This window comes from Pseudomonas sp. B21-059, assembly GCF_026016285.1.
GTDB classification, from domain to species: domain Bacteria; phylum Pseudomonadota; class Gammaproteobacteria; order Pseudomonadales; family Pseudomonadaceae; genus Aquipseudomonas; species Aquipseudomonas danubii.
This window is the reverse complement of the sequence record NZ_CP087201.1, coordinates 3,704,595-3,724,024: the sequence shown is the minus strand read 5'-3', so window position 1 is coordinate 3,724,024 and position 19,430 is coordinate 3,704,595. Positions and strand designations below refer to the sequence as shown.

General features: G+C 64.2%; 19 protein-coding genes. 14 read left to right on the top strand and 5 right to left on the bottom strand.

Translation table 11 applies throughout. The features are described from left to right. Positions 1-209 precede the first annotated feature (209 nt). The gene (locus tag LOY69_RS16375; RefSeq protein ID WP_123390584.1) at positions 210-473 is read right to left on the bottom strand and encodes a short-chain dehydrogenase; all 264 of its coding nucleotides are present in this window, start codon (positions 471-473) and stop codon (positions 210-212) included. Positions 474-1,449: 976 nt separating this feature from the next. Between LOY69_RS16375 and LOY69_RS16370 the strand changes: the two genes are divergently transcribed. The 10 genes from LOY69_RS16370 to LOY69_RS16325 all read left to right on the top strand — a co-directional run bounded on the left by LOY69_RS16370 (position 1,450) and on the right by LOY69_RS16325 (position 11,757). Further along, the gene (locus LOY69_RS16370; protein WP_019093945.1) at positions 1,450-2,052 is read left to right on the top strand and encodes a transposase; all 603 of its coding nucleotides are present in this window, start codon (positions 1,450-1,452) and stop codon (positions 2,050-2,052) included. A 32-nt stretch (positions 2,053-2,084) separates the two neighbouring features. Next, positions 2,085-3,758, top strand: coding sequence for a ShlB/FhaC/HecB family hemolysin secretion/activation protein (locus tag LOY69_RS16365; RefSeq protein ID WP_265073216.1), 1,674 nt, complete (start codon positions 2,085-2,087; stop codon positions 3,756-3,758). Between the two features lie 19 nt (positions 3,759-3,777). Further along, complete coding sequence (locus tag LOY69_RS16360) at positions 3,778-5,595, top strand: DUF2341 domain-containing protein (protein WP_265073215.1); 1,818 nt, start codon at positions 3,778-3,780, stop codon at positions 5,593-5,595. 11 nt (positions 5,596-5,606) lie between these two features. Then, complete coding sequence (locus tag LOY69_RS16355) at positions 5,607-6,032, top strand: ExbD/TolR family protein (protein WP_011061113.1); 426 nt, start codon at positions 5,607-5,609, stop codon at positions 6,030-6,032. A 3-nt stretch (positions 6,033-6,035) separates the two neighbouring features. Further along, a complete protein-coding gene (locus tag LOY69_RS16350; RefSeq protein WP_265073214.1) occupies positions 6,036-6,752 on the top strand; it encodes an energy transducer TonB in 717 nt (238 codons plus the stop codon). Between the two features lie 40 nt (positions 6,753-6,792). After that, positions 6,793-8,484: a putative porin gene (locus LOY69_RS16345; protein ID WP_265073213.1), complete on the top strand. Its 1,692-nt coding sequence runs from the start codon at positions 6,793-6,795 to the stop codon at positions 8,482-8,484. A gap of 17 nt (positions 8,485-8,501) precedes the next feature. Beyond that, complete coding sequence (locus tag LOY69_RS16340; RefSeq protein ID WP_265073212.1) at positions 8,502-9,149, top strand: DNA repair protein; 648 nt, start codon at positions 8,502-8,504, stop codon at positions 9,147-9,149. 20 nt (positions 9,150-9,169) lie between these two features. Next, complete coding sequence (locus tag LOY69_RS16335; protein ID WP_102879162.1) at positions 9,170-9,655, top strand: YbjN domain-containing protein; 486 nt, start codon at positions 9,170-9,172, stop codon at positions 9,653-9,655. Beyond that, the gene (locus LOY69_RS16330; protein WP_265073211.1) at positions 9,652-10,608 is read left to right on the top strand and encodes a peptidylprolyl isomerase; all 957 of its coding nucleotides are present in this window, start codon (positions 9,652-9,654) and stop codon (positions 10,606-10,608) included. Before LOY69_RS16335 ends, LOY69_RS16330 begins: the two co-directional genes overlap by 4 nt. 171 nt (positions 10,609-10,779) lie before the next feature. Further along, positions 10,780-11,757, top strand: coding sequence for a LysR family transcriptional regulator (locus LOY69_RS16325; protein WP_102879164.1), 978 nt, complete (start codon positions 10,780-10,782; stop codon positions 11,755-11,757). 66 nt (positions 11,758-11,823) lie between these two features. On the opposite strand, the gene LOY69_RS16320 is transcribed toward LOY69_RS16325, so the two are convergent. Continuing rightward, on the bottom strand, positions 11,824-12,219 hold the full coding sequence (locus tag LOY69_RS16320; RefSeq protein WP_123390602.1) for a hypothetical protein: 396 nt from the start codon (positions 12,217-12,219) through the stop codon (positions 11,824-11,826). Positions 12,220-12,473: 254 nt separating this feature from the next. Here LOY69_RS16320 and LOY69_RS16315 point away from each other — a divergent pair, with 254 nt between their 5' ends. Next, positions 12,474-14,369, top strand: a complete 1,896-nt coding sequence (locus LOY69_RS16315; RefSeq protein ID WP_146036623.1) for a hypothetical protein — start codon at positions 12,474-12,476, stop codon at positions 14,367-14,369. 91 nt (positions 14,370-14,460) lie between these two features. After that, positions 14,461-14,973: a GNAT family N-acetyltransferase gene (locus LOY69_RS16310; protein ID WP_265073210.1), complete on the top strand. Its 513-nt coding sequence runs from the start codon at positions 14,461-14,463 to the stop codon at positions 14,971-14,973. Between the two features lie 277 nt (positions 14,974-15,250). Here LOY69_RS16310 and LOY69_RS16305 read toward each other — a convergent pair whose 3' ends face one another. Beyond that, positions 15,251-15,943: an aspartate/glutamate racemase family protein gene (locus LOY69_RS16305; protein ID WP_102879168.1), complete on the bottom strand. Its 693-nt coding sequence runs from the start codon at positions 15,941-15,943 to the stop codon at positions 15,251-15,253. Between the two features lie 78 nt (positions 15,944-16,021). Here LOY69_RS16305 and LOY69_RS16300 point away from each other — a divergent pair, with 78 nt between their 5' ends. Next, positions 16,022-16,828 (top strand): helix-turn-helix domain-containing protein, encoded by an 807-nt coding sequence (locus LOY69_RS16300; protein WP_253085928.1) that lies wholly within the window; start codon positions 16,022-16,024, stop codon positions 16,826-16,828. Between the two features lie 156 nt (positions 16,829-16,984). Continuing rightward, positions 16,985-17,476, top strand: a complete 492-nt coding sequence (locus LOY69_RS16295; protein ID WP_102879170.1) for a hypothetical protein — start codon at positions 16,985-16,987, stop codon at positions 17,474-17,476. Positions 17,477-17,673: 197 nt separating this feature from the next. On the opposite strand, the gene LOY69_RS16290 is transcribed toward LOY69_RS16295, so the two are convergent. Next, positions 17,674-17,892: a cbb3-type cytochrome c oxidase subunit 3 gene (locus LOY69_RS16290; RefSeq protein ID WP_110596855.1), complete on the bottom strand. Its 219-nt coding sequence runs from the start codon at positions 17,890-17,892 to the stop codon at positions 17,674-17,676. 59 nt (positions 17,893-17,951) lie between these two features. Further along, positions 17,952-19,379, bottom strand: a complete 1,428-nt coding sequence (gene ccoN, locus LOY69_RS16285; RefSeq protein WP_110653302.1) for a cytochrome-c oxidase, cbb3-type subunit I — start codon at positions 19,377-19,379, stop codon at positions 17,952-17,954. Between the last annotated feature and the right edge of the window lie 51 nt (positions 19,380-19,430).

The following is a 19,430-nucleotide window of genomic DNA, read 5'->3' as shown; positions in this document are numbered from 1 at the left end:
TATCCAGGCAAAGCACTTCTGACATCAGTGCACGGCGGGCGCAGGCTGCGTCAGTCGTGCAGGTCCGCGCTTCCTGTTCGATGGCAGGCGTTCTTGGCAGGCTGCTTATGGCCGATTGCAGCCACTTTTAAAAGACTTTTTCCCCCTAAAAAGTCCAAGGCCCCATTTGAAACGCTCCGCGCTACCAAGCAGCGCGGAGCGCTCAGGCGTCAGGCTTGAAGGCGCCAGCCCATCACTCCCAACAGGTCGCAACTGTCACGCAGCAGAATCGCCGCTGCGTTGGAGATATGTTGCAGATCGGTGTCGTCAGCACTCTTGAACTCTGCGCGGGAGAGGCTTTCCAGCAGTTGAGTCACTGCCAGTAAACGTGCGGCGCCGTTGGCATGCAGCACGTCCAATGGGGCGGTCTTGTCGATAAACAGGCAGGGAATCAGGCAGTCGATGCCAGTGATGGGAATAAATCGTTGGTTCATGAGGATCACTCCGCTGTTGGTTAAGGGAGCTGCTCAGATCGTCGCCAAACGAAAGGGTGGCAGCTGTACGCAGGTTGGCGAACCGGATTAACCAACAGAAAACCGGCAGACCCTGAAGGTCTCCCGCGCACAGCCACCATAGAAAAGCAGCCGTGACCATAAATGTTCGACGGCTAGCGCTGCAAGCGTGACTGCCTGTTGGTTGATTTCCAGGTCGCCAAACCCGGTCGCCATTGGGGCGAGTGGGGACTATGGATGTTGGGTCTTAGGGGGACAAGTCAGACGCGTCTGCAAGTTTTGTAGGATTGCTGAGGGGGACTTGGCGGCCTGCGAGCCGGCCAGTCTTTCTGGGTTGTTGGGGGTACATATCCATTCCTGCGGGTGCGGCCGCTGGCGGTTTCGCTCTTACAGCGAGTCACTTTTACCAAACGCCGTAAAAGTAACCAAAAGGGCTTGCCCCTCCATGGGCCCCTCGCTAAGGCTCGGGGTTCCCTCTCTCCGGCATTGCTCCGGGGGCCGCCGCCAACCGGCCATCCATGGCCGGGTGGCGGCTAGCTCGGCATCCCTGCCGAGCTGCCCCCTACGCAACGCCTGCGTTCGGCCGGCTGGGAAGGGGCTTGAAGATCAAGATCAAAAGCCAAAGCCAAAGCCACGGTAAACGGCGCGCCCGTCCGGGCGGCGCATTTCTCAGCCTTCTCCAGCTCAACAATTCCTTCCCGTAGGAGCCGGCTTGCCGGCGAGGAGGGCGGTCTGGTCGTGCGCGGAATAAAGACAGGTCAGCGCTGTCCTGGCGGCGGTTTTCGCCGGCAAGCCGGCTCCTACAACGTTCGCGCGTTCCTCTTGTGAATGAAGCTTTTATGACAAAAGTTCGGTAGCACATGGCCACGCACGTCTTGGGTATGTAACGCGCTTGAGGGGGCCGCCAGGCCACTTTTTTAAGCCGAGGCGGGACGCCGGGAGTGAGGCTATGGGGACTATGGAACGCTACTCGAAAGTGGGCATGCAGGAGCTGGATCAACGGCTGTCGAAGATTGTCGAGGCGGCGCGCAAGAAGCCGGTGTCGGTCTATCGCTACGGCGCGCCGTGGGTCTGGATCGTGTCCCAGGATGATTGGCAGGGCGCCTTGAAGGAGGTGGCCAGCTATATCCCGCCGGGGCATTCGCTGGTGCTGCTGCGTCCGCAGATCGATGAGTTGCTGGATCAGCACCGCGATCTGCTCCAGGGCCTCAATGCCGAGCCCGGCATGCTGATCGCGCCGCGTACGGTGATGCACATTCTGTTGCTGCAGTTGCTGTATTCGGTGCCCAGTGAGCAGCAGCTCTATGAACAGCTCAGTTACAACCTGTTGTTCCGTTGGTTCGTGGGTCTTGATCTGAACCAGAAGGTCTGGAGCTTCAGTGTCCTGAGTCGTGACATCGCCACGCTGTTGAACAACCCGCGGGCGGTGCAGTTGATCCAGAAAATCATCGGTGAAGTGTTTTGCGGCGCTCTGCTGCAAATGCCCGAGTTCTCGCTGAATTTTGCGCTGTTGCACACCTGGCTGGCGCGCCACGAAAACACCTCGATCAGCAGCAATTGAAGCGGCCAAACGCTGTGCAGACGGCGACGGCAATGCGCGTACGCGCGCCAATTTTCAGTTTTTTAGGGGGCGGTGTGGAGCATCTGGGCAAATCAGGGCGACCCGGCAGTGGCGGGCGCTGGTGGCCGTTGTGCGGCTGGTTGACGTTGCTGGCGCTGGCGCCAGCGGTGCAGGCCGAGGAGGGCGAGCCGGTTGCGGTTGAAGCCACGGCGGCGCGCTTGGTGGACGTCAATGAATACTTCGTGCGCGGCAATACGGTGCTCGATGCCCGGGCCATCGAGGAGGCGGTGTACCCGTTCCTCGGCCCGCAAAAAGCCCTGGCCGATATCGAAGGCGCCCGGGATGCGCTGCAGAAGGTCTATCAGGAGCGCGGCTACCAGTCGGTGTTCGTCGAGCTGCCGGAGCAGAAGGTCGAGGACGGCATCGTCTACCTGCAGGTCAGTGAAACCAAGGTCGGTCGGGTGCGGGTGGTGGGGGCCAAGCATTACTCGCCAGTGGAGATCCGCGATCAGGTGCCGGCGCTGCAAGAAGGCCAGGTACCGGATTTTGCCACGGTGCAGACCCAGTTGGCCGGGCTCAATCGTGGCGCCGGGCGCCAGGTCATGCCGCTGGTGCGTGAAGGCCAGCGCCCGGGGACCATGGATGTGGACCTGCAAGTGGAAGACCAGAACCCCTGGCACGCCAGCGTCGGCCTGAACAACGACTACAGCGCCGACACCGAGAAGCTGCGCACGGTGGTCAATGTCGGCTACGACAACCTCTGGCAACTGGGCCACAGCATTTCCCTGACCTATTTCACCGCGCCCCAGGACACCGACAACGCCAAGGTCTGGTCTGGCTCCTACAGCGCGCCTTTGAGCGAGCGCTGGGCCTTGCAGTTCTCCGGTTACCAGTCCGACAGCAACATCGCCACCATCGGTGGCAGCAACGTGCTGGGAAAGGGCCATTCCTACGGGGTGTCGGCGATCTACACCTTGCCCGCGGCCGGCAACTGGGCCAACTCGCTGTCGGTGGGCGTGGACTTCAAGGACTTCGAGGAAGAGATGCGCTTTGGCCGCAGCAGCGACCAGATTCCGTTGAAGTACGCCCCGGTGACCTTTGGCTACAACGGCTACCGCTACAGCGAAAAATCCCAGCTCGGCCTGGGCCTGAACCTGATCGTTGGCACCCGGCGCTTCTTCGGCTACGGCAGCGACGCCGAGGAGTTCCACTACAAGCGCGATGAGGCCAGCGCCAGTTTCTCGGTGCTCAAGGGCGACCTGAATTTCACCTACACCTTTGCCAACGACTGGCAGTCGGCGTCCAAGACCGCCTTCCAGCTGGCCTCGGGGCCCTTGGTGTCCAACGAGCAGTATTCCGCTGGCGGCGCCACGTCGGTACGCGGCTATCTGGCCGCCGAGCGCACCGGGGATGAGGGCTATCTGTTCTCCCAGGAGCTGCGCACGCCGTCCCTGGCCAAGTTCCTCGGCAGCTACGTGCAGGAGTGGCGCTTCTATGCCTTTGCCGAAGGCGCGCACCTGTCCCTGCACGACCCGCTGCCCGAGCAGGAGGACGAATACAGCCTGGCCAGCGTTGGCCTGGGCACCCGCGCCAGTTTGAGCAAGTGGCTGTCCGGCAGCCTCGACTGGGGCTACCCGCTCAAGGACGGCCCCAACACCCAGAAATACGACCCGCGCCTGCACTTCAGTGTGCAAGCGACGTTCTGACTTTACGGAGACCCTTCACATGCAACGCTTATTCCTGAGCCTGTTGATCTGCCTGGGCTTCGTGCTCCCGGCCACGGCCCATGCCTGGTGGCAGGACGACTGGCATTACCGCAAGCAGATCAGCGTGGACACCACCCCGCAAGGCGCCGCCATCAACGAGGCCCTGGGCCGCACCGCGTTGCTGGTGCGCCTGCACACCGGCAACTTCACCTTCGACGGGGTCAAGGAAGACGGCGCCGACCTGCGCTTTGTCGCCGCCGATGACAAGACCCTGCTCAATCACCAGATCGAAAGCTTCGACCCGCTGATGGGCATGGCGCTGATCTGGGTCGATGTGCCCAAGGTCGAAGGCGGCCAGCGCCAGGACATCTGGATGTACTACGGCAACCAGAAGGCCCCGAGCACCGCCAATGGCCAGCTGACCTTTGACCCCAGCTACACCGCGATCTACCACTTCGACGGCAGCAACGGCACTCCGGCCAAAGACACCACGGCCTACGGCAACACCGCGCAGAACGCCACCGGCGCGGCGATTGACGGGGTCATCGGCCGGGCCTTGCAGTTCAGCGGCCAGCCGCTGTTGCTGCCGGCCAGCCCGTCGCTGCAGCACAACGCCGGCGGCGCCTTCACCTTCAGCGCCTGGGTGCGCCTGGATCAGGCCAGCGGCGAACAATTGCTGCTGGCCCGCCGCGAAGGCGCCGGCAGCTTGCTGATCGGCATCAACCAGGGCCTGCCCTTCGTCGAAGTGGACGGCCAGCGCGCCGCCTCCACCCAGCCGCTGAACCCGGGGCAGTGGCAGCACCTGGCCCTGAGCGGCGAGGGCAGCCGACTCGCGCTGTACGTCAACGGCCGCGAAACCGCGAGCCTGGCCCAGGCTATTCCCACCTTCAATTCGCCGTTGGCCATCGGTGCCGACTTGCCGCCGGCTGCCGGGGCCGAGGCCAGCCACTTCCAGCCGTTCACCGGGGCCCTGGACGAGCTGCGCCTGTCCAAGGTGGCGCGTCCGGCGGCGCTGATCCTGGCCGATGCCAGCGCCCAGGGCGCCGAGTCGAAGCTGGTGGCTTATGGCGTCGATGAAGAACAGTCGGGTTTTGGTTTTGGCAGCCTGGGCTTCTTGCTCAAAGCGGTGCCGGTGGATGCCTGGGTGATCATCCTGGTGCTGGTGGGGATGATGATCCAGTCCTGGGTGATCATGCTGCGCAAGAACCGCATGGTCGGCCGGGTCAGCGCCGCCAATGCGCTGTTTCGCGAGCAGTTCGCCAAGGTCGGTACGCGCCTGGAGATGTTCGCCGACGATCAGGTCCTGGCCAGTCGCCTGGAGCACTCCTCGCTGTGGCGCCTGTACCTGGTGGCGGTGAAAGAGATCCGCACCCGCCGCGAGCAGGGCGCCGATACCTCCTCGGTGTCGGCGGCCACCATCGAGGCTATCCGCTGCTCCATGGACGGGGTGCGTACCCGGGAAAACCAGCAGCTGAGTTCCAAGCTCTCGACCCTGTCCAACGCCATTGCCGGCGGCCCCTACATCGGCCTGTTGGGCACGGTGCTGGGGATCATGGTGGTGTTCCTCGGCACCGCCATGGCCGGTGACGTCAACATCAACGCCATCGCCCCGGGCATGGCCGCGGCCTTGCTGGCCACCGCCATGGGCCTGTTCGTCGCGATTCCGGCGCTGTTTGGCTACAACCGCCTGATCACCCGCAACAAGGAAGTCGGCGCCGACATGCGGGTGTTCGTCGACGAGTTCATCACCCGGCTGGCGGAGCTGCATGGCGAGAGCCAGCACAGCGAGAACGCCCACTGGCGGGTCAGTCACAGCAACGCGTCGGTTCCGGCCTGAGGAGAACTGCCATGGCTTCCGTGAACGCCTCCCATGACGACGAAGACGATGCCGCCGTCGACAGCATCAACATCACGCCCCTGGTGGACGTGCTGATGGTGGTGCTGGTGATGTTCATCCTCACCGCCACCGCCCAGGTCTCGGGCATCCAGATCCACCTGCCCAAGGCCAGCGCTTCGGTGTCGCTGTCCGAGGCCAAGACCAAGGCCATTTCGGTGAACGACGGCGGCCAGGTATTCCTCGATGCCTACCCGGTGACCCTGGGCGAGCTGGAAGAGCGCCTGCGCATCGAGAAGGCGCAGAACCCGGACTTCCCGATCATCGTCCGTGGCGATGCCACGGTGCAGTACCAGAAGGTCATCGAAGTCCTCGACCTGCTGCGCCGCCTGGAGTTGTCCCAGGTCGGCCTGGTCACCGGCAAACCGAGCCAGGGCTGAGCCATGACTGCACAACAACCCATCGAACTGCCTCCGGTGCAGAACAAACCGCGAGCCGTGCAGCTGCTGAAGTGGGGCGCCGGATTGCTGCTGGGGGCCGTGGCCGCCTGGTTTTTGTGGCAGTGGGCCAATGACATGGCCGGGGTGCGCCGGGAGGCGCCCAAAGTGCCAACCATCATCCCGCTGCCGCCGCCTCCGGAAACGCCGCCACCGCCGCCGGAAAAACCCAAGGAGCCGGAGCCGGTGGAAGAAAAGATCCCGGAACCCGAACCCACGCCCACCCCCGAGGAGGTCAAGCCGGAGGAAGAAGCACCGCCATCGCCGGCGGACGACCTGGCCAACCCGATGCAGATGGACGGCGATGCCCAGGCCGGCAACGACGGCTTCAACGTCGGTGCCGGCAAGGGCGGCGGCATGGCCGGCGCCGGTGGCGGCGGGCTGGGCACCGGCACCTACAAGCAGTACCTGGCGGCGACCTTCCAGCGTGCGCTGCGCGAGGACCCGGAGCTGCGCAAGAAGGCTTATGCGCTGCAGGTGGACCTGTGGCTCGGCGCCGACGGCCAAGTGACCCGCGCCGAACTGGCCGGCTCCAGCGGCAATCCCGAGACCGACCAGCAGGTGCTGGCGGCACTGCGGGCCACGCCGCGCCTGAAAGAGCGCATGCCGGCCTCCCTGACCTTGCCGGTGCGCCTGTCCCTCAAGGGCCGGCGTCCGGAATGAGCGAACCCCTATTTGCAGTTTCTACAGGAGTTGTGTGCAGATGATTTCCACCGTGAATCGATTGACCCTGGCGCTCGGCATGGTCGCCCTGACCTTGGCCGGACAGGCCGCGGCTGCTGCCGCGCCTTCGGAGAACGCCACGATCAACCTGATCCGTCTGTTGGTGCAGCAGGGGGTATTGAAGCAGGAACAGGCCGACGGGCTGATTGCCCAGGCCGAGAAAGAGGCCCAGCAGGCCCGCGCCGCCACCGCCGTGGCCGCTACCGGCCCCGCTGCGGCGCCCGGTGATGTGCGGGTGCAATACGTACCGGCCATCGTCCGCGAGCAGATCCGCGATCAGGTCAAGGCCGAGGTCATGGCCACCGCCAAGCAGGAAAACTGGGCCCAGCCCAACACCTTTCCGGACTGGGTCTCGCGCATCAGCTTTGACGGTGACATCCGCCTGCGCCAGGAATCGCGGTTCTTTGCCGACAACAACAGCAACGAGCTTGTCGACTACGCCAAGCTCAACGACAACGGCCCCTACGACGTCAACAAGGACACCAACAGCAAGCTGCCGCCGCTGCTCAACAGCCGTGAGGACCGCGACAACCTGTTCCGCCTGCGGGCGCGCCTGGGGATGAAGGCGGTGATCTCGCCGGAATGGACCGCCGGCATCCGCATCGGCACCGGCTCGGACAACAACCCGGTGTCCACCACCCAGACCCTGGGCGGCGGCTTCGGCAAGAAGGACATCTGGCTCGACCAGGGCTACCTGACCTGGAAGGCCACCCAGGACCTGACCCTGACCGGCGGGCGGATCGCCAACCCGTTCTATGCAACCGACATGCTGTATTCCAACGACCTGAACTTCGACGGCGTGGCGGCGATCTTCAACCACAAGCTGGGCAGCGACTGGGGCCTGTTCGGCACCCTGGGCGCCTTCCCGGTGGAGTACACCAACGACACCGCCACCAGCAACGGCTTCGACAAGAACGAGAGCGACACCAAGTGGCTGTTCGGCGGGCAGATCGGCGCCAACTGGAAGATCAACCGCAGCAACAGCCTCAAAGGCGCCTTGGCCTACTACCGCTTCGACGACATCGAAGGCCAGCGCTCCAGTCCCTGCGCGCCCTGGGCCGGGGCTCCGGGCTGCGACACCGACGGCTCGCGGGTGGCCTTCATGCAGAAGGGCAACAGCGTGTTCCTGCTGCGCGACATCACCCCCAACCCGGCCACCCCGGGCCTGACCCCGCAGCCGCAGTTCGTCGGCCTGGCCTCCAAGTTCGACGTGCTCGACCTGAACCTCGCCTGGGACACCGAATTGCCGGACGACCTGCGCCTGCGCAGCCAGACCAACTTCATCCGCAACCTGGCCTACGACAAGGGCGAGATGCTCAAGCGCAGCGAGGGCGAGATCGTCAACAACATCAACCGCAACGGCCAGTTCGAAAGCGGCGGCAATGCGTTGATGGTGCAGTTCACCCTGGGCAACGCCCTGGAGATGAAGAAGTCCGGCGATTGGAACCTGCTGGCTGGTTACAAGTACATCCAGCCCGATGCCTTGCCCGACGGTTTCAACGATTCCTCGTTCCATCTGGGCGGCACCAACGCCAAGGGCTATTTCGTCGGCGGCAACTACGGCATCGACAAGAACATCTACGCCACGGCCCGCTACATGAGCGCCTCGGAAGTCTACGGGCCGCGTTATGAAGTCGATGTCATGCAGCTTGAACTCAATACGCGCTTCTAAGCATCAGGAGGAAGGTTATGAACAGCCGAGCGAGGGCAGGGGCGGTCAGCCTGTTAGTGGCCTGTGGCGTGCTGGCCAGCGCCAGCGCTAGCGCCGAAGGCATGGAAGAACGCCTGCGCACCCAGTTGCGCAGCACCACCCAGCAGTTGCAGGCCCTGCAAAGCGAGCAGGCCCAGGCCGCGGCGGCGCGGATTGCCGCCGAGAACGCGGCCAAGCAAGCCCAGGCCGAGGTCAAGCAACTGAGCGCCGAGCTGGCCAAGACCCGCGGCGTGGCCGAGCAACTGGCCAGCCAGCAGCAGAACCTGCAAAGCCAGGCCCAAGCCCAGGCGGCGGCCAGCAGCGAGCAGTTGGGCAAGTTCAAGAAAGCCTACGAGGACCTGCTGGTGCTGGCCCGGGGCAAGGAGGCCGAGCGGGCGAAATTGCAGGCGCAATTGAGCGAACGTGACACACAAGTGCAGCAATGCGCGGTCAAGAATCAACAGATGTACGGCATCGCCAAACAGATCCTGGCGGCCTACGAAAAAATCGATGTGGCTGAGCTGGTGAAAATCCGTCAGCCCTTCGCCGGCAGCGCCCGGGTCAAGTTCGAGGAACTGGCCCAGGGCTTTGGCGACGAGCTTTACCAGACCCAGTTCGACGCCCCGCAGGCGGCGAGCGCCCACTGATCACCAGGGAAGAGATGACCATGACTTTGATTACCAGCGTCACCACCGACAGCCTCACCGACCTGCTGCAAGGCGCCGGCTACCGGGTCAACCAGACCGAACAGAACGGCATCGTGCAACTGCTCAGCGCCAGCCAGGGCATCGGCTACGCCGTGCGTTTCGGCAACCCGGGCAGCGAAGCCGGGCACTATGTGGACTTCACCTACAGCTGCGCCTTGCGGGTGCAGGGTGAGCTGCCGGCGGGGCTGGCGCAATTGTGGAACGCTTCGCGGCGCTTTGCCCGGCTGTCGCTGCAGGGCGAATTCCTGGTGATGGAGATGGACGTGGTGGTGGCCGGGGTCGGCGAGACTCACCTGCGCAGCCAGCTGGAGTTGTGGGATCGGTTGCTGCAGGAGTTCATCGTCTACCTGCGCGAATACAGCCAGCAGGCGGCGCGCTTGCAGGAGCAGGTCGAGCAGCCTCAGACGTCGGCGGAGCAACCCCGTGAAGAGGCGGTGAGCCTGTGAAAAAGCCGACCCTGGTGGTCGGTGCCGGGGCACTGACCTTGCTCGGCCTGGCGCTGGGGCTGGCCCTGCGCCCGGGCAACGACCCGGTGGCGGCGCAGCAGCCGGCGCCGGCCGTGTTGCAGCAGCAACTGGCGACAACACCGGCGGTGGCACGCCTGGGCAACCAGCAGGTGGCGGCCGAGGAACTCAAGGCGCTGTTCGCCAGCCTGCCCGAGGAGTCCCGCGGGCAATTGCGCGGCAATCGCCCGGCGCTGGAAGCCTGGATTCGCTCGCGACTGGCAGAAAAGGCCGTGCTGGAACAGGCCGATGCCCAGGGCTGGCGCCAGCGCCCGGAGGTGGAGCGGCAGACCCGCGCCGCCACCGAACAGATCGTGTTTCGCGACTACCTGCAGTCGGTCAGCCAGGTCCCCGCGGACTACCCCAGCGCGGCGGAATTGCAGCAGGCCTATGACAGCGGCAAGTCGGCGTGGCTGACCCCGCCGCTGTACCGGGTCAGCCAGATCTTCCTCGCCGTCGCCGACCCGCAGGCTGTCGAGCCGGTACGCCGCCAGGCGCAGGAACTGAGCCGCAAGGCCCAGGCCGCGCCGGGGGAGTTTGCCGCGCTGGCGGCGCAGTACTCCCAGGACCGGGACAGCGCCCAGCGCGGTGGCGACTCGGGGCTGCAACCCTTGCAGCAACTGGTACCGGAAGTGCGCAGCGCCGTGGCCCGGCTCAAGGTCGGTGGCGTCTCTGAGGTGGTGCAGAGCGCGGCGGGCTTCCACGTGCTCAAGCTCACCGAACAGCAACCGGCGCGCACTGCCAGCCTGGACGAACTGCGTGATCGCCTGACCCAGGCCCTGCGCGCCCAGCGCCAGGAGCAGATCGCCAAGGCCTACCTGGAAGGCATGCTCAACACCGCGACCCTGAGCATCGACGGCGCCGTACTGAACCAGGTCCTGGAGGACAAGCTGTAGGAGCCGGCTTGCCAGCGAAGGCGATCTCACGGGCCCCTTCGCCGGCAAGCCGGCTCCTACGGGGCAACACGCAGCACCGGCAACTGTAGGCGCTGGCTTGCCAGCGAAGGCGGTCTCACGGTCCCCGCCGCCCGCCAAGGAAGCAACACTCAACAAGACAGGGAGTCACCAATGTCATTTCTCGAACCCGCTCCACACCAGGGTGTCGCACCCTACGTTGCGCCCCAGGAACCCCGGGAAGCCTGGCTGGCCCTGGCCGCCGGGGTCGATCCTGAGGTCGCCCAGTATTTCCTGGTCAGTGCCCGCTGCGGTTGCTTCATGCAGGCAGCCCGCAGCCTGAACATCAAGGCCACGCTGTTGCGCAAGCAACTGGCCTTGCTGGAAGAGCACCTGCGCCGTTCACTGTTCTGTTATCAGGGGAGTGCCTTGAGCCTGAGCCGCGAGGGCCTGCAACTGCAGGCACAACTGATTGCCCTGGCCCACCAGCGGCGGCTGCCGGTGATCGAGCAGCCGTTGATTCGGGTTGCCGTGGCGCAAACCATTCTCCACGACATTCTCGGTCGCGACCTGATCGCCTTGCTGCGGCGCAATGCCAGCGCCCGCCTGGAGATCATCTCCATCGACAGCGACCTGTCCCTGCAAGCCCTGAGCGCCGATCTGGTGCTGTGGCTGGCGGCCGAAGACTCACCGCTGCCGGGGCCCAGTTTCGCCACCCGCGAGCCGCTGCCCCTGGCGCGCATCGACTACCTGCCACACATCGCCAAGCGCTACTCGCGGGTGGCGGCCCGTCCCGACAGCCTCGACGACCTGGCCGACTACATGCTGGTGCAGTGGCAGCACGACTGTCAGGTAGAGCCGTTCCGGCCCTGGAACAGCTTGGTGGAACAACGCCTGGCAGGGGTGGTGCACGTCCATGTCTATGAACTGATGCTGGAGATGATCCGCTGCAGCGCTTGCATCGGCTTGCTGCCTCAGTACATCAGCCATTTCGACCGCGGCCTGACTGCCTTGCCGGGGTTGTTCAGCGAGCCCATGCAGCGCCGGGCCTGGCTGGCGGTGAATGCCCAGGTGCAGCATGAGGAACAGGTGCAGCAACTGGTGGAGCTGATCCTCAACACCTTCAGCGAGCGTGAGGATTGGTTTGTTTGAGGCGCGCGGCCTCGTGGGAGTGGCCCGGTCCGAACGCCTGGCGCTGTCCGGACCGGGCACTCAGGCTCATGCCTTGGTTTCAGGGGGCATGAGATCCTCCCAGTCGTCTGGCATGTCGGCGGTGCTGGTGTTCTTGTCGGGGAAGTGGGCGATGTTCCACTGGGTGTCGGTACTGAACTCGTCGCCGAGCAGGTCTTTGGCGATAGCGTTGGCTTTGATGGCCTCCTGCCGGTTTGCCGGCACGTCACCCTCAAGGTCCTCGCCCTCTGGGTTGATCCATACCCCTGGCACCGGGTTGACGCCAGGGTCACCGGCGTAGGCGTCTTGCAGGCGCTTGCGCTCTGCCACGATCTCGGCTGCTTCAGCCCGGGGAATGCCACGGGCCACAAGCAGTGCTTGTTCCATGGCGTCGATTTGCCGTTGTTTGAGCTCAAATGCGTCGTTGTCATCTTTGTAGGACATCGGGTGGTTCCTTGTGCATTGCTTGTTCAGTGGATGGGGTCCACCGAGGCGGTTTGTGACTGACCTCGGAGGCCCGACACGTTAATTGATGGCCGCGCCCCAATTTGTGCAATTCAACGAGGGGATGACGGGAAAATGTTGTAGCGCCACGACGAACCTCTCAGGATGGGCGCAGAACAACGGAGGGTGGGCGCGGTTTGATTAACAGGATTCCCAAGTTTCACGAAGTCATCGAGCTGTTTTACGAGCGTGCAGTGTTCAAAAGGTCGAAGGAGCCCTTGCCACGGCAGGGCCAAAGCCTGGAGCAGCGCCAGAAGCGCGAGGCGGCAATGCTTGACGTAGTGACACGGCGAATCACGGGCGGGACCGATGATCCGCTGCTGACCCCGGTGTTGGGCAATGTGCGGGAGATTCACAAGCACCTGGGGGTTGTGGCCCTGTTTCCCGACAAGGACGTAGGTGCTGCGCACTTGTATTTCTGGCTGATCGTGTGGCCACAGCTTGAGCAGATGTTTGAGGACGCGCTGGAGAACGAGCAGGCATCGATCCCATTGCGCTATCTGGCACGTTGCCATGAGTGCTATGGGGACCGGCTGTTCGGCGACCCGGAGGCGACCCGGGAGGCCATTCTGGCGAGCCTGGAAGCGTCTCTGCTACAGGTCGCGCAGGGCTTGAAGATTCCCCAGCAAAGGGCGCTGGTGGCTGTCTTGCAGTTCCTGCGATGCTTGGGGCGCCTGATTCGTCATGATTCGTTTCCCGCTAGAACTTCGGTCGACGCGCCCTTGAAGGCGTTGGAGTTGGCATTGGGTCGACCGCTGAAGAAAGCCCAGGCCGTCATCCAGCAACTGGAGCAGTTGCTCGAAGGTGCCAAGGTGCTGCATGCCGCTGGTCGCTGGTCGTTGCCGGAGCCCCGGCCGGTGCTGCCTGATGAGTTGCACGAAGTACACCGCAACCTTTATCGGCAGGCCAGGCGTGATGCCAGGGTTGGCGGACGCTTGCCGAGCTTGCAGTTCGGCACCCTGGTGAGCCTTTTCAAAGCCCGGATCAAGCATGTGGAACCCGGTGACTTTCTGTCGCAACACGCCAGGCAAGTAGGGCGCTCAAAGGCGACTCGCAGCCTGATCGAGCACAATGCCGGGCAGTTCCATGCCTATGTCTTGCTGGAGCAGATCAAGAGTGACCTTGATGTCGGGCGCCGGCTGCAACGGGTCGAAAACAGTGTTCAGGTGTTGGTTAGGAGATACGGGGCAGACCGGGAGCACTGGCTGGCACTGTTCCAGGACATGCCGTTGTCGCTGTTCCTGCTCAACGCAATCTTTTCTTCTTCCTTGACCCTGATTCAGCGGCTTCTGGGTGAGGAGGCGTTCGCAAAGGCCGCGTTGGCCCTCAGGCCCCTGGTCGAGGCTGCACAAACCGAAGGGCCGCAGCGTGAGCAACTGCTTGCAGTGGCGGCTCAACAGCAGATCAAGGCGCTCAAGATGCTGTTGGATACCTATCACGCCCAGCATCACCTGGGGTGGCTGGCGATGGAGCTCCTTGCCTTCGTCTATGCCTTCAAATACAAGTACGACCCAGGGTTCCAGCCCCATGCCACGGACAAGCTGGAGGCGATTCTCGATGACTGTGTCGATCAACGGGACATCCGTCACCGGATTGCCTATGAAACCCAATTCGGCCGTTGTACGCGCACCCTGAGCCCGATGGGCACGGATGTGGCGCTCATCATGATCCACCAATACAACCGCTACATCCTCGCTCACTGTGAACACCCGCTTGAGTACCTGTGCAATCCGTTGCAGCGCCTGAGCGAGCTTCTGCAGGCTGCCTTGAGCGCCGCCAGTGCCGAGGGGGAGATCGAGGCGGCGATCCTCAAGCGCTGCATCAATGCAGCGTTCGGAACGGGCAAGGATAAGTCGGTCATGCGCATTGGCGGCCTGCGTCCTTACGAGTGCCTGCGTGATGTGCGCTTCTATCTGTCGGCATTGCACCTGGCCCCGCTAGAAACCTTGAACCCGGGGGTGTTTCGCTACCTGGCATTGCCAGATGCCTTGCAACGCTTGGTTTTGCAATGGCTTTCACCTGCACGCTACGCCGAGGATCTGCGGCGCCAGCACAGTCAGTCGCCCGAGCTGCAGGGCAATGGTTTCTGAGGCCTGTGCCGCTCTGCGCTTGAGTGCCTCGCCAGAGTCGCACTCATGCCCTTACACTCGATGGCCATTTCCACTTCAAGGAAGACCGGCCATGCCTAACGCCAACCCCACTATCGTTATCGAGCGTTGCACCGAAGCCCATATCGAGGGTCTGACGGCGCTGTACAGCGAACCCAGCGTGGCGGCCCAGACCCTGCAACTGCCTTACCAGTCCCGCGAGTTGTGGCGCAAGCGCGTGGGGCTGGGGCAGGACAATGAAGGGCTGGTGGCCCTGGTGGCCCTGCACCAGGGCGCGGTGATCGGCAGTTGCAGCCTGCTGCAGGTGGCGCGGGTGCGCCGCGCCCATTGCGCGGACGTAGCCATGGGGGTGTCCCCGGCCTGGCAGCGCCAGGGCGTCGGCAGCCGTCTGCTGGCGGCGGTGCTGGAGGTGGCGGATAACTGGATGAACCTGCGCCGGGTCGAACTCACGGTGTATGCCGACAACCAGGCGGCCATCGGCCTGTACCAGAAGTTCGGCTTTGAAACCGAAGGCCAGCTGCGGGACTACGCCATCCGTGGCGGGCAATACGTCGACGTGCTGAGCATGGCCCGTCTGCGTCGTTGAGGCCGGGTTTGTGTAGCCGCTGCCGCAGGCTGCGATCGGCTCCGCAGGAGACGCGGGGATCTTGAGTCTGCCCCAGGTTCGGCAGGTGATCGCCAAGCAAGGCCCTGCGGGCCTTTGCGCAGCCTCGCCAGGGCTCGGCAGCGGCTACAGGTCAGTGCCGAGCCATTTTGTAGCCGCTGCCGCAGGCTGCGGTCGGCTCCGCAGGAGACGCGGGGATCTTGAGGCCGCCCGAAGTTCGGCAGGCGATCGCCAAGCAAGGCCCTGCGGGCCTTGAGGTTCACTCCAGCAAAGCAAAATCCACCGCCGCCCGGGCATGTAATTCGGTGGTGTCGAGCAGGGGCAGGGGGCTGTGCTCTGGCTTGAGCAGCAGGCCGATTTCCGTGCAGCCGAGGATGATGGCCTGGGCGCCGCGGGCCCTGAGTGATTCGATCACCTGCTGGTACACCCGGCGCGACGCGTCGCTGATGACCCCCACGCACAATTCCTCGTAGATGATCCGGTGCACCGCCTGGCGCTCCTGCGCATCGGGCACCAGCACATTCAGTCCTTGTTGGCTCAGGCGGCTCTTGAGGAACTCCTGCTCCATGGTGAAGGCGGTGCCCAGCAGCCCGACGTTCAGGGTGCCGGCCGCGAGAGCGGCCTGGGCCGTGGGGTCGGCGATATGCAGGAAGGGCACGGCAGTGGCCGCCTGAATCTGCTCGGCCACCTTGTGCATGGTGTTGGTACAGAGCACCAGGCACTCGGCGCCGCCGTCCTGCAATCGCTGGGCGGCGTCTATCAGAATCCGCGCCGCCTCATCCCAGCGCCCGGCGTGCTGGGCCTGTTCGACAGGCCCGAAGTCGACGCTGTACATTAGCAACCGCGCCGAGCGCAGCGGCCCCAATTGATCGCGAACCTGCTGATTGATCAGGCGGTAGTATTCAGCGCTGGACTCCCAGCTCATGCCGCCGATCAGGCCGATGGTGCGCATGGGCAACTCCTCTGTGGTGTGGGTGAGTGAGCTTCAGTTTCGTCTCGCCTGAGCTGGCGATCTATCAGGAAATTTCACATGCCCGAGGTCCTCGAACACCGTCTGCTGGGCGGTCGGCTGCTTCTGCAACTGTTGCCCGCAGCCGCCTACAGCGCGCGCGATCCGGCGCAGTGGCAGACCCTGGGTGTGACCCTGGAACGCCAGCGCGGGGTGCATGCCATCGACTCCGATCGGCGCGAGGATTTCGACACCTGGCCCGGCACCCTGGCCTTGACGCCCAAGGGCGTTGAGGTGTTCTCCGAATCTGCCCGTGGCGGCGAATACCTGCTGGCGCGCTGGCAGGAGCAGACGCCGCTGATCCCCGGCGAGCGCCGCCTGCAGCGTCCGGGGCATGCCGAGGCCCTGGCCCTGGGGCGTGAAGCCCGGCGCCTGCTGTTGGCGCCTGTCATCGATGAGTTGTCCCTGGAGCACTGTGCCCTGGCCTTTGTCGGCCTGTCCCAGTCCCGCCAGCGCCCCACCGCAGCGTTACCACGCCTGAGCCAGGTGCTGGAGCAGATCGCCGACCAGTACGCCCAGCCCTTGTCCCTGGCGCAATTGGCACTCACTTACGGTCACAACGAACTGCGCCTGCTGCGGGACTTTCGCCGCGCCGTCGGCCTGACGCCCCATGCCTGGATCACCGAGGTGCGGTTGCAGGCAGCCCGGCGCTTGCTGGAACGCACGGACCTGCCCCTGGCGGCCATTGCCCACGACAGCGGCTTTGCCCACCAATCGCACCTGGGCAGCGCCTTGCGCAAAAGCCTCGGCCTGACCCCGCGCCAGTACCGGCTGCGTTTTCACTCCTGTCTCCCTGTACCTGTCCGGTATCCCAGCCGCGGGCAGTAAACGGCCCGCAGCGACATGCCGGGGCAAGGCCGGTGCCAGCGGCTAGAGGAATGGGCTGGCCCTGGGGTAAACACCCCAACGCCCGGGACCGGCATCTGCCATGATCAATACCGGCGACCTGCAGTTCCCAAAGGTCGATGCCAGGGACACACCGCAATGGACGATATCCAGCAACTGGGCGAGATGCTCCGCCACTACGCCGCCAGCGAAGCCCACAAGAAGCAGCTGTTCGACAGCCAGTCGGTGGTTTGGGCCCGGCGTATTCATGAGCTGTTCGGGCAGATTGAACAGTGGTTGGCACCGGTGCTGCTGCCGGATCTGCTGGAGCTGCACCGCGAGCCTTATGTGGCCTTCAGCCCGGCATTGCCGTTGGAAAGCTCCAGCTTCTACAGCGAGAAGCTGACCATCGTCATCGCTGGCAAACCAGTGGAGTTCGTCCCGGATGTGATGGGGCCCAATGGGCAGATTTCCCTGGCGGTGATCGGCCTGACGGCGGCGCGCCTGGGCAGTGTTTCCCTGGTGGGCGAGGCCAGTGGCGCCTGGCAATGGCGCAAGACCAACGGCCTCAAGGACCCCGACACCTTCGTTTTCGACGGCAATTTCCTGGCGGCCCAATTGCAGAGCCTGATCCCCCGCGAGCGCGCCTGATGCAGGCGCTGGCTCGCCGGCGAAAGCGAGCGCCGGCCATGTGCAGGTCTTGCGGGCCCCTTCGCCGGCAAGCCGGCTCTTATGGGTAACACGCAGCACCGGCAACTTTAGGCGCTGGCTTGCCAGCGAAAGCGGCCTCCGGCCATGTACAAGTCTTGCGGGCCTCTTTGCCGGCAAACCGGCTCCTACGGAGTGCGTTACATGTCCAGGTTGATCCATCCCGGCTTGGGCTCTTCCGGCGCCACGGCGTTGATCTTCTTGCCAGTGGCCAATTCCACGCGATGCGCCACGTCGGGGTCGTCGGCAAAGGGAATCAGGCTGGCGTCATCCAGGCTCTTGGCGCTCTGGTGGCGCAGGCAGTACTCGATGCTGAGGTAGAGAAACGCCACCCCCAGCAGATTGAACAGAATATCCATCGCTCATCCGGCTCCCTAAAAAAGCCGCCGGTCACTGGGACCGGCGGGCAATGCCTGGCTCAGGCGATCTGCGCGTCGCTCAGGGCCAGATCTTCATCGGCCACGCGTACGGTGCGCCAGGTGTTGTAGGCCATCAGCAGCATGCCGCTGAGGAAGAACACACCACCGGCAAAACGCACCACGAACCCCGGATGGCTGGCCACCAGGGCCTCGACGAAGGAGTAGGTGAGGGTGCCGTCTTCGTTGACCGCGCGCCACATCAGGCCCTGGGTGATGCCGTTGACCCACATTGAAGCGATGTAGAGCACGGTGCCGATGGTGGCCAGCCAGAAGTGCAGGTTGATCAGCGGCACGCTGTACATCTGCTCGCGGCCGAAGACCTTGGGCACCATGTGGTAGATCGCACCGAAGGTGATCATTGCCACCCAGCCCAGGGCCCCGGCGTGCACATGGCCGATGGTCCAGTCGGTGTAGTGGGACAGGGCGTTGACGGTCTTGATCGCCATCATCGGGCCTTCGAAGGTCGACATGCCGTAGAACGCCAGGGACAGCACCAGAAAGCGCAGGATCGGGTCGGTGCGCAACTTATGCCAGGCGCCCGAGAGGGTCATCATGCCGTTGATCATGCCGCCCCAGCTGGGGGCCAGGAGGATCAGCGACATGGCCATGCCCAGGGACTGCGCCCAGTCCGGCAGGGCGGTGTAGTGCAAGTGGTGCGGGCCAGCCCAGATGTACAGGGTGATCAGCGCCCAGAAGTGCACGATGGACAGGCGATAGGAATACACCGGGCGTCCCACTTGCTTGGGCACGAAGTAGTACATCATCCCGAGAAAGCCGGTGGTCAGGAAGAAGCCCACGGCGTTGTGCCCGTACCACCACTGGACCATGGCGTCGGTGGCGCCGGAATACACCGGGTAGGACTTGAACCAGTCCACCGGGATCGACAGGTGGTTGACCACATGAAGCATGGCGATCACCAGGATGAAGGCGCCGAAGAACCAGTTGCCGACATAGATGTGCTGGCTCTTGCGCCGCACCACGGTGGTGAAGAAGACGATGGCATAGGCCACCCAGACCACCGCCATCCACACCGCGCCGGCGAATTCGATCTCGGCGTATTCCTTGGTGGTGGTGTAGCCCAGGGGCAGGGTGATCAGCATGATCACGATCACCGACTGCCAGCCCCAGAAGGTGAAGGCGGCCAGGGTGTCGGAGTACAGCCGCACCTGGCAGGTACGCTGTACGGCGTAGTAGCTGGCGGCGAACTGGGCGCTGCCGGCAAAGCCGAAGATCACCAGGCTGGTGTGCAGCGGCCGCAGGCGGCCGAAGGTGCTCCAGGGCAGATCGAGGTTCATCTCCGGCCACACCAGTTGCGAGGCGATCCACACCCCCATGGCCATGCCGATCACGCCCCATACCACGGTTGCGACGACGAATTGGCGAACCACCTTGTAGTTGTAAGCCTGTCCGATTGTTGCTGAGTTCATGGTCAATGCTTCCACGTTTGCAAAGTCTTGCCAGGCCACCCGGTCTGGCAC

Excerpts from the sequence above, each read along its gene's own strand:
- LOY69_RS16365 (WP_265073216.1), top strand. The coding sequence starts at position 2,085 with ATGCGCGTACGCGCGCCAATTTTCAGTTTTTTAGGGGGCGGTGTGGAG.
- LOY69_RS16325 (WP_102879164.1), top strand. The coding sequence starts at position 10,780 with ATGTCATTTCTCGAACCCGCTCCACACCAGGGTGTCGCACCCTACGTT.
- LOY69_RS16345 (WP_265073213.1), top strand. The coding sequence starts at position 6,793 with ATGATTTCCACCGTGAATCGATTGACCCTGGCGCTCGGCATGGTCGCC.
- LOY69_RS16370 (WP_019093945.1), top strand. The coding sequence starts at position 1,450 with ATGGAACGCTACTCGAAAGTGGGCATGCAGGAGCTGGATCAACGGCTG.
- LOY69_RS16340 (WP_265073212.1), top strand. The coding sequence starts at position 8,502 with ATGAACAGCCGAGCGAGGGCAGGGGCGGTCAGCCTGTTAGTGGCCTGT.
- LOY69_RS16300 (WP_253085928.1), top strand. The coding sequence starts at position 16,022 with ATGCCCGAGGTCCTCGAACACCGTCTGCTGGGCGGTCGGCTGCTTCTG.
- LOY69_RS16375 (WP_123390584.1), bottom strand. The coding sequence starts at position 473 with ATGAACCAACGATTTATTCCCATCACTGGCATCGACTGCCTGATTCCC.
- LOY69_RS16310 (WP_265073210.1), top strand. The coding sequence starts at position 14,461 with ATGCCTAACGCCAACCCCACTATCGTTATCGAGCGTTGCACCGAAGCC.
- LOY69_RS16355 (WP_011061113.1), top strand. The coding sequence starts at position 5,607 with ATGGCTTCCGTGAACGCCTCCCATGACGACGAAGACGATGCCGCCGTC.
- LOY69_RS16320 (WP_123390602.1), bottom strand. The coding sequence starts at position 12,219 with ATGTCCTACAAAGATGACAACGACGCATTTGAGCTCAAACAACGGCAA.
- LOY69_RS16335 (WP_102879162.1), top strand. The coding sequence starts at position 9,170 with ATGACTTTGATTACCAGCGTCACCACCGACAGCCTCACCGACCTGCTG.
- LOY69_RS16360 (WP_265073215.1), top strand. The coding sequence starts at position 3,778 with ATGCAACGCTTATTCCTGAGCCTGTTGATCTGCCTGGGCTTCGTGCTC.
- LOY69_RS16290 (WP_110596855.1), bottom strand. The coding sequence starts at position 17,892 with ATGGATATTCTGTTCAATCTGCTGGGGGTGGCGTTTCTCTACCTCAGC.
- LOY69_RS16295 (WP_102879170.1), top strand. The coding sequence starts at position 16,985 with ATGGACGATATCCAGCAACTGGGCGAGATGCTCCGCCACTACGCCGCC.
- ccoN (WP_110653302.1), bottom strand. The coding sequence starts at position 19,379 with ATGAACTCAGCAACAATCGGACAGGCTTACAACTACAAGGTGGTTCGC.
- LOY69_RS16305 (WP_102879168.1), bottom strand. The coding sequence starts at position 15,943 with ATGCGCACCATCGGCCTGATCGGCGGCATGAGCTGGGAGTCCAGCGCT.
- LOY69_RS16350 (WP_265073214.1), top strand. The coding sequence starts at position 6,036 with ATGACTGCACAACAACCCATCGAACTGCCTCCGGTGCAGAACAAACCG.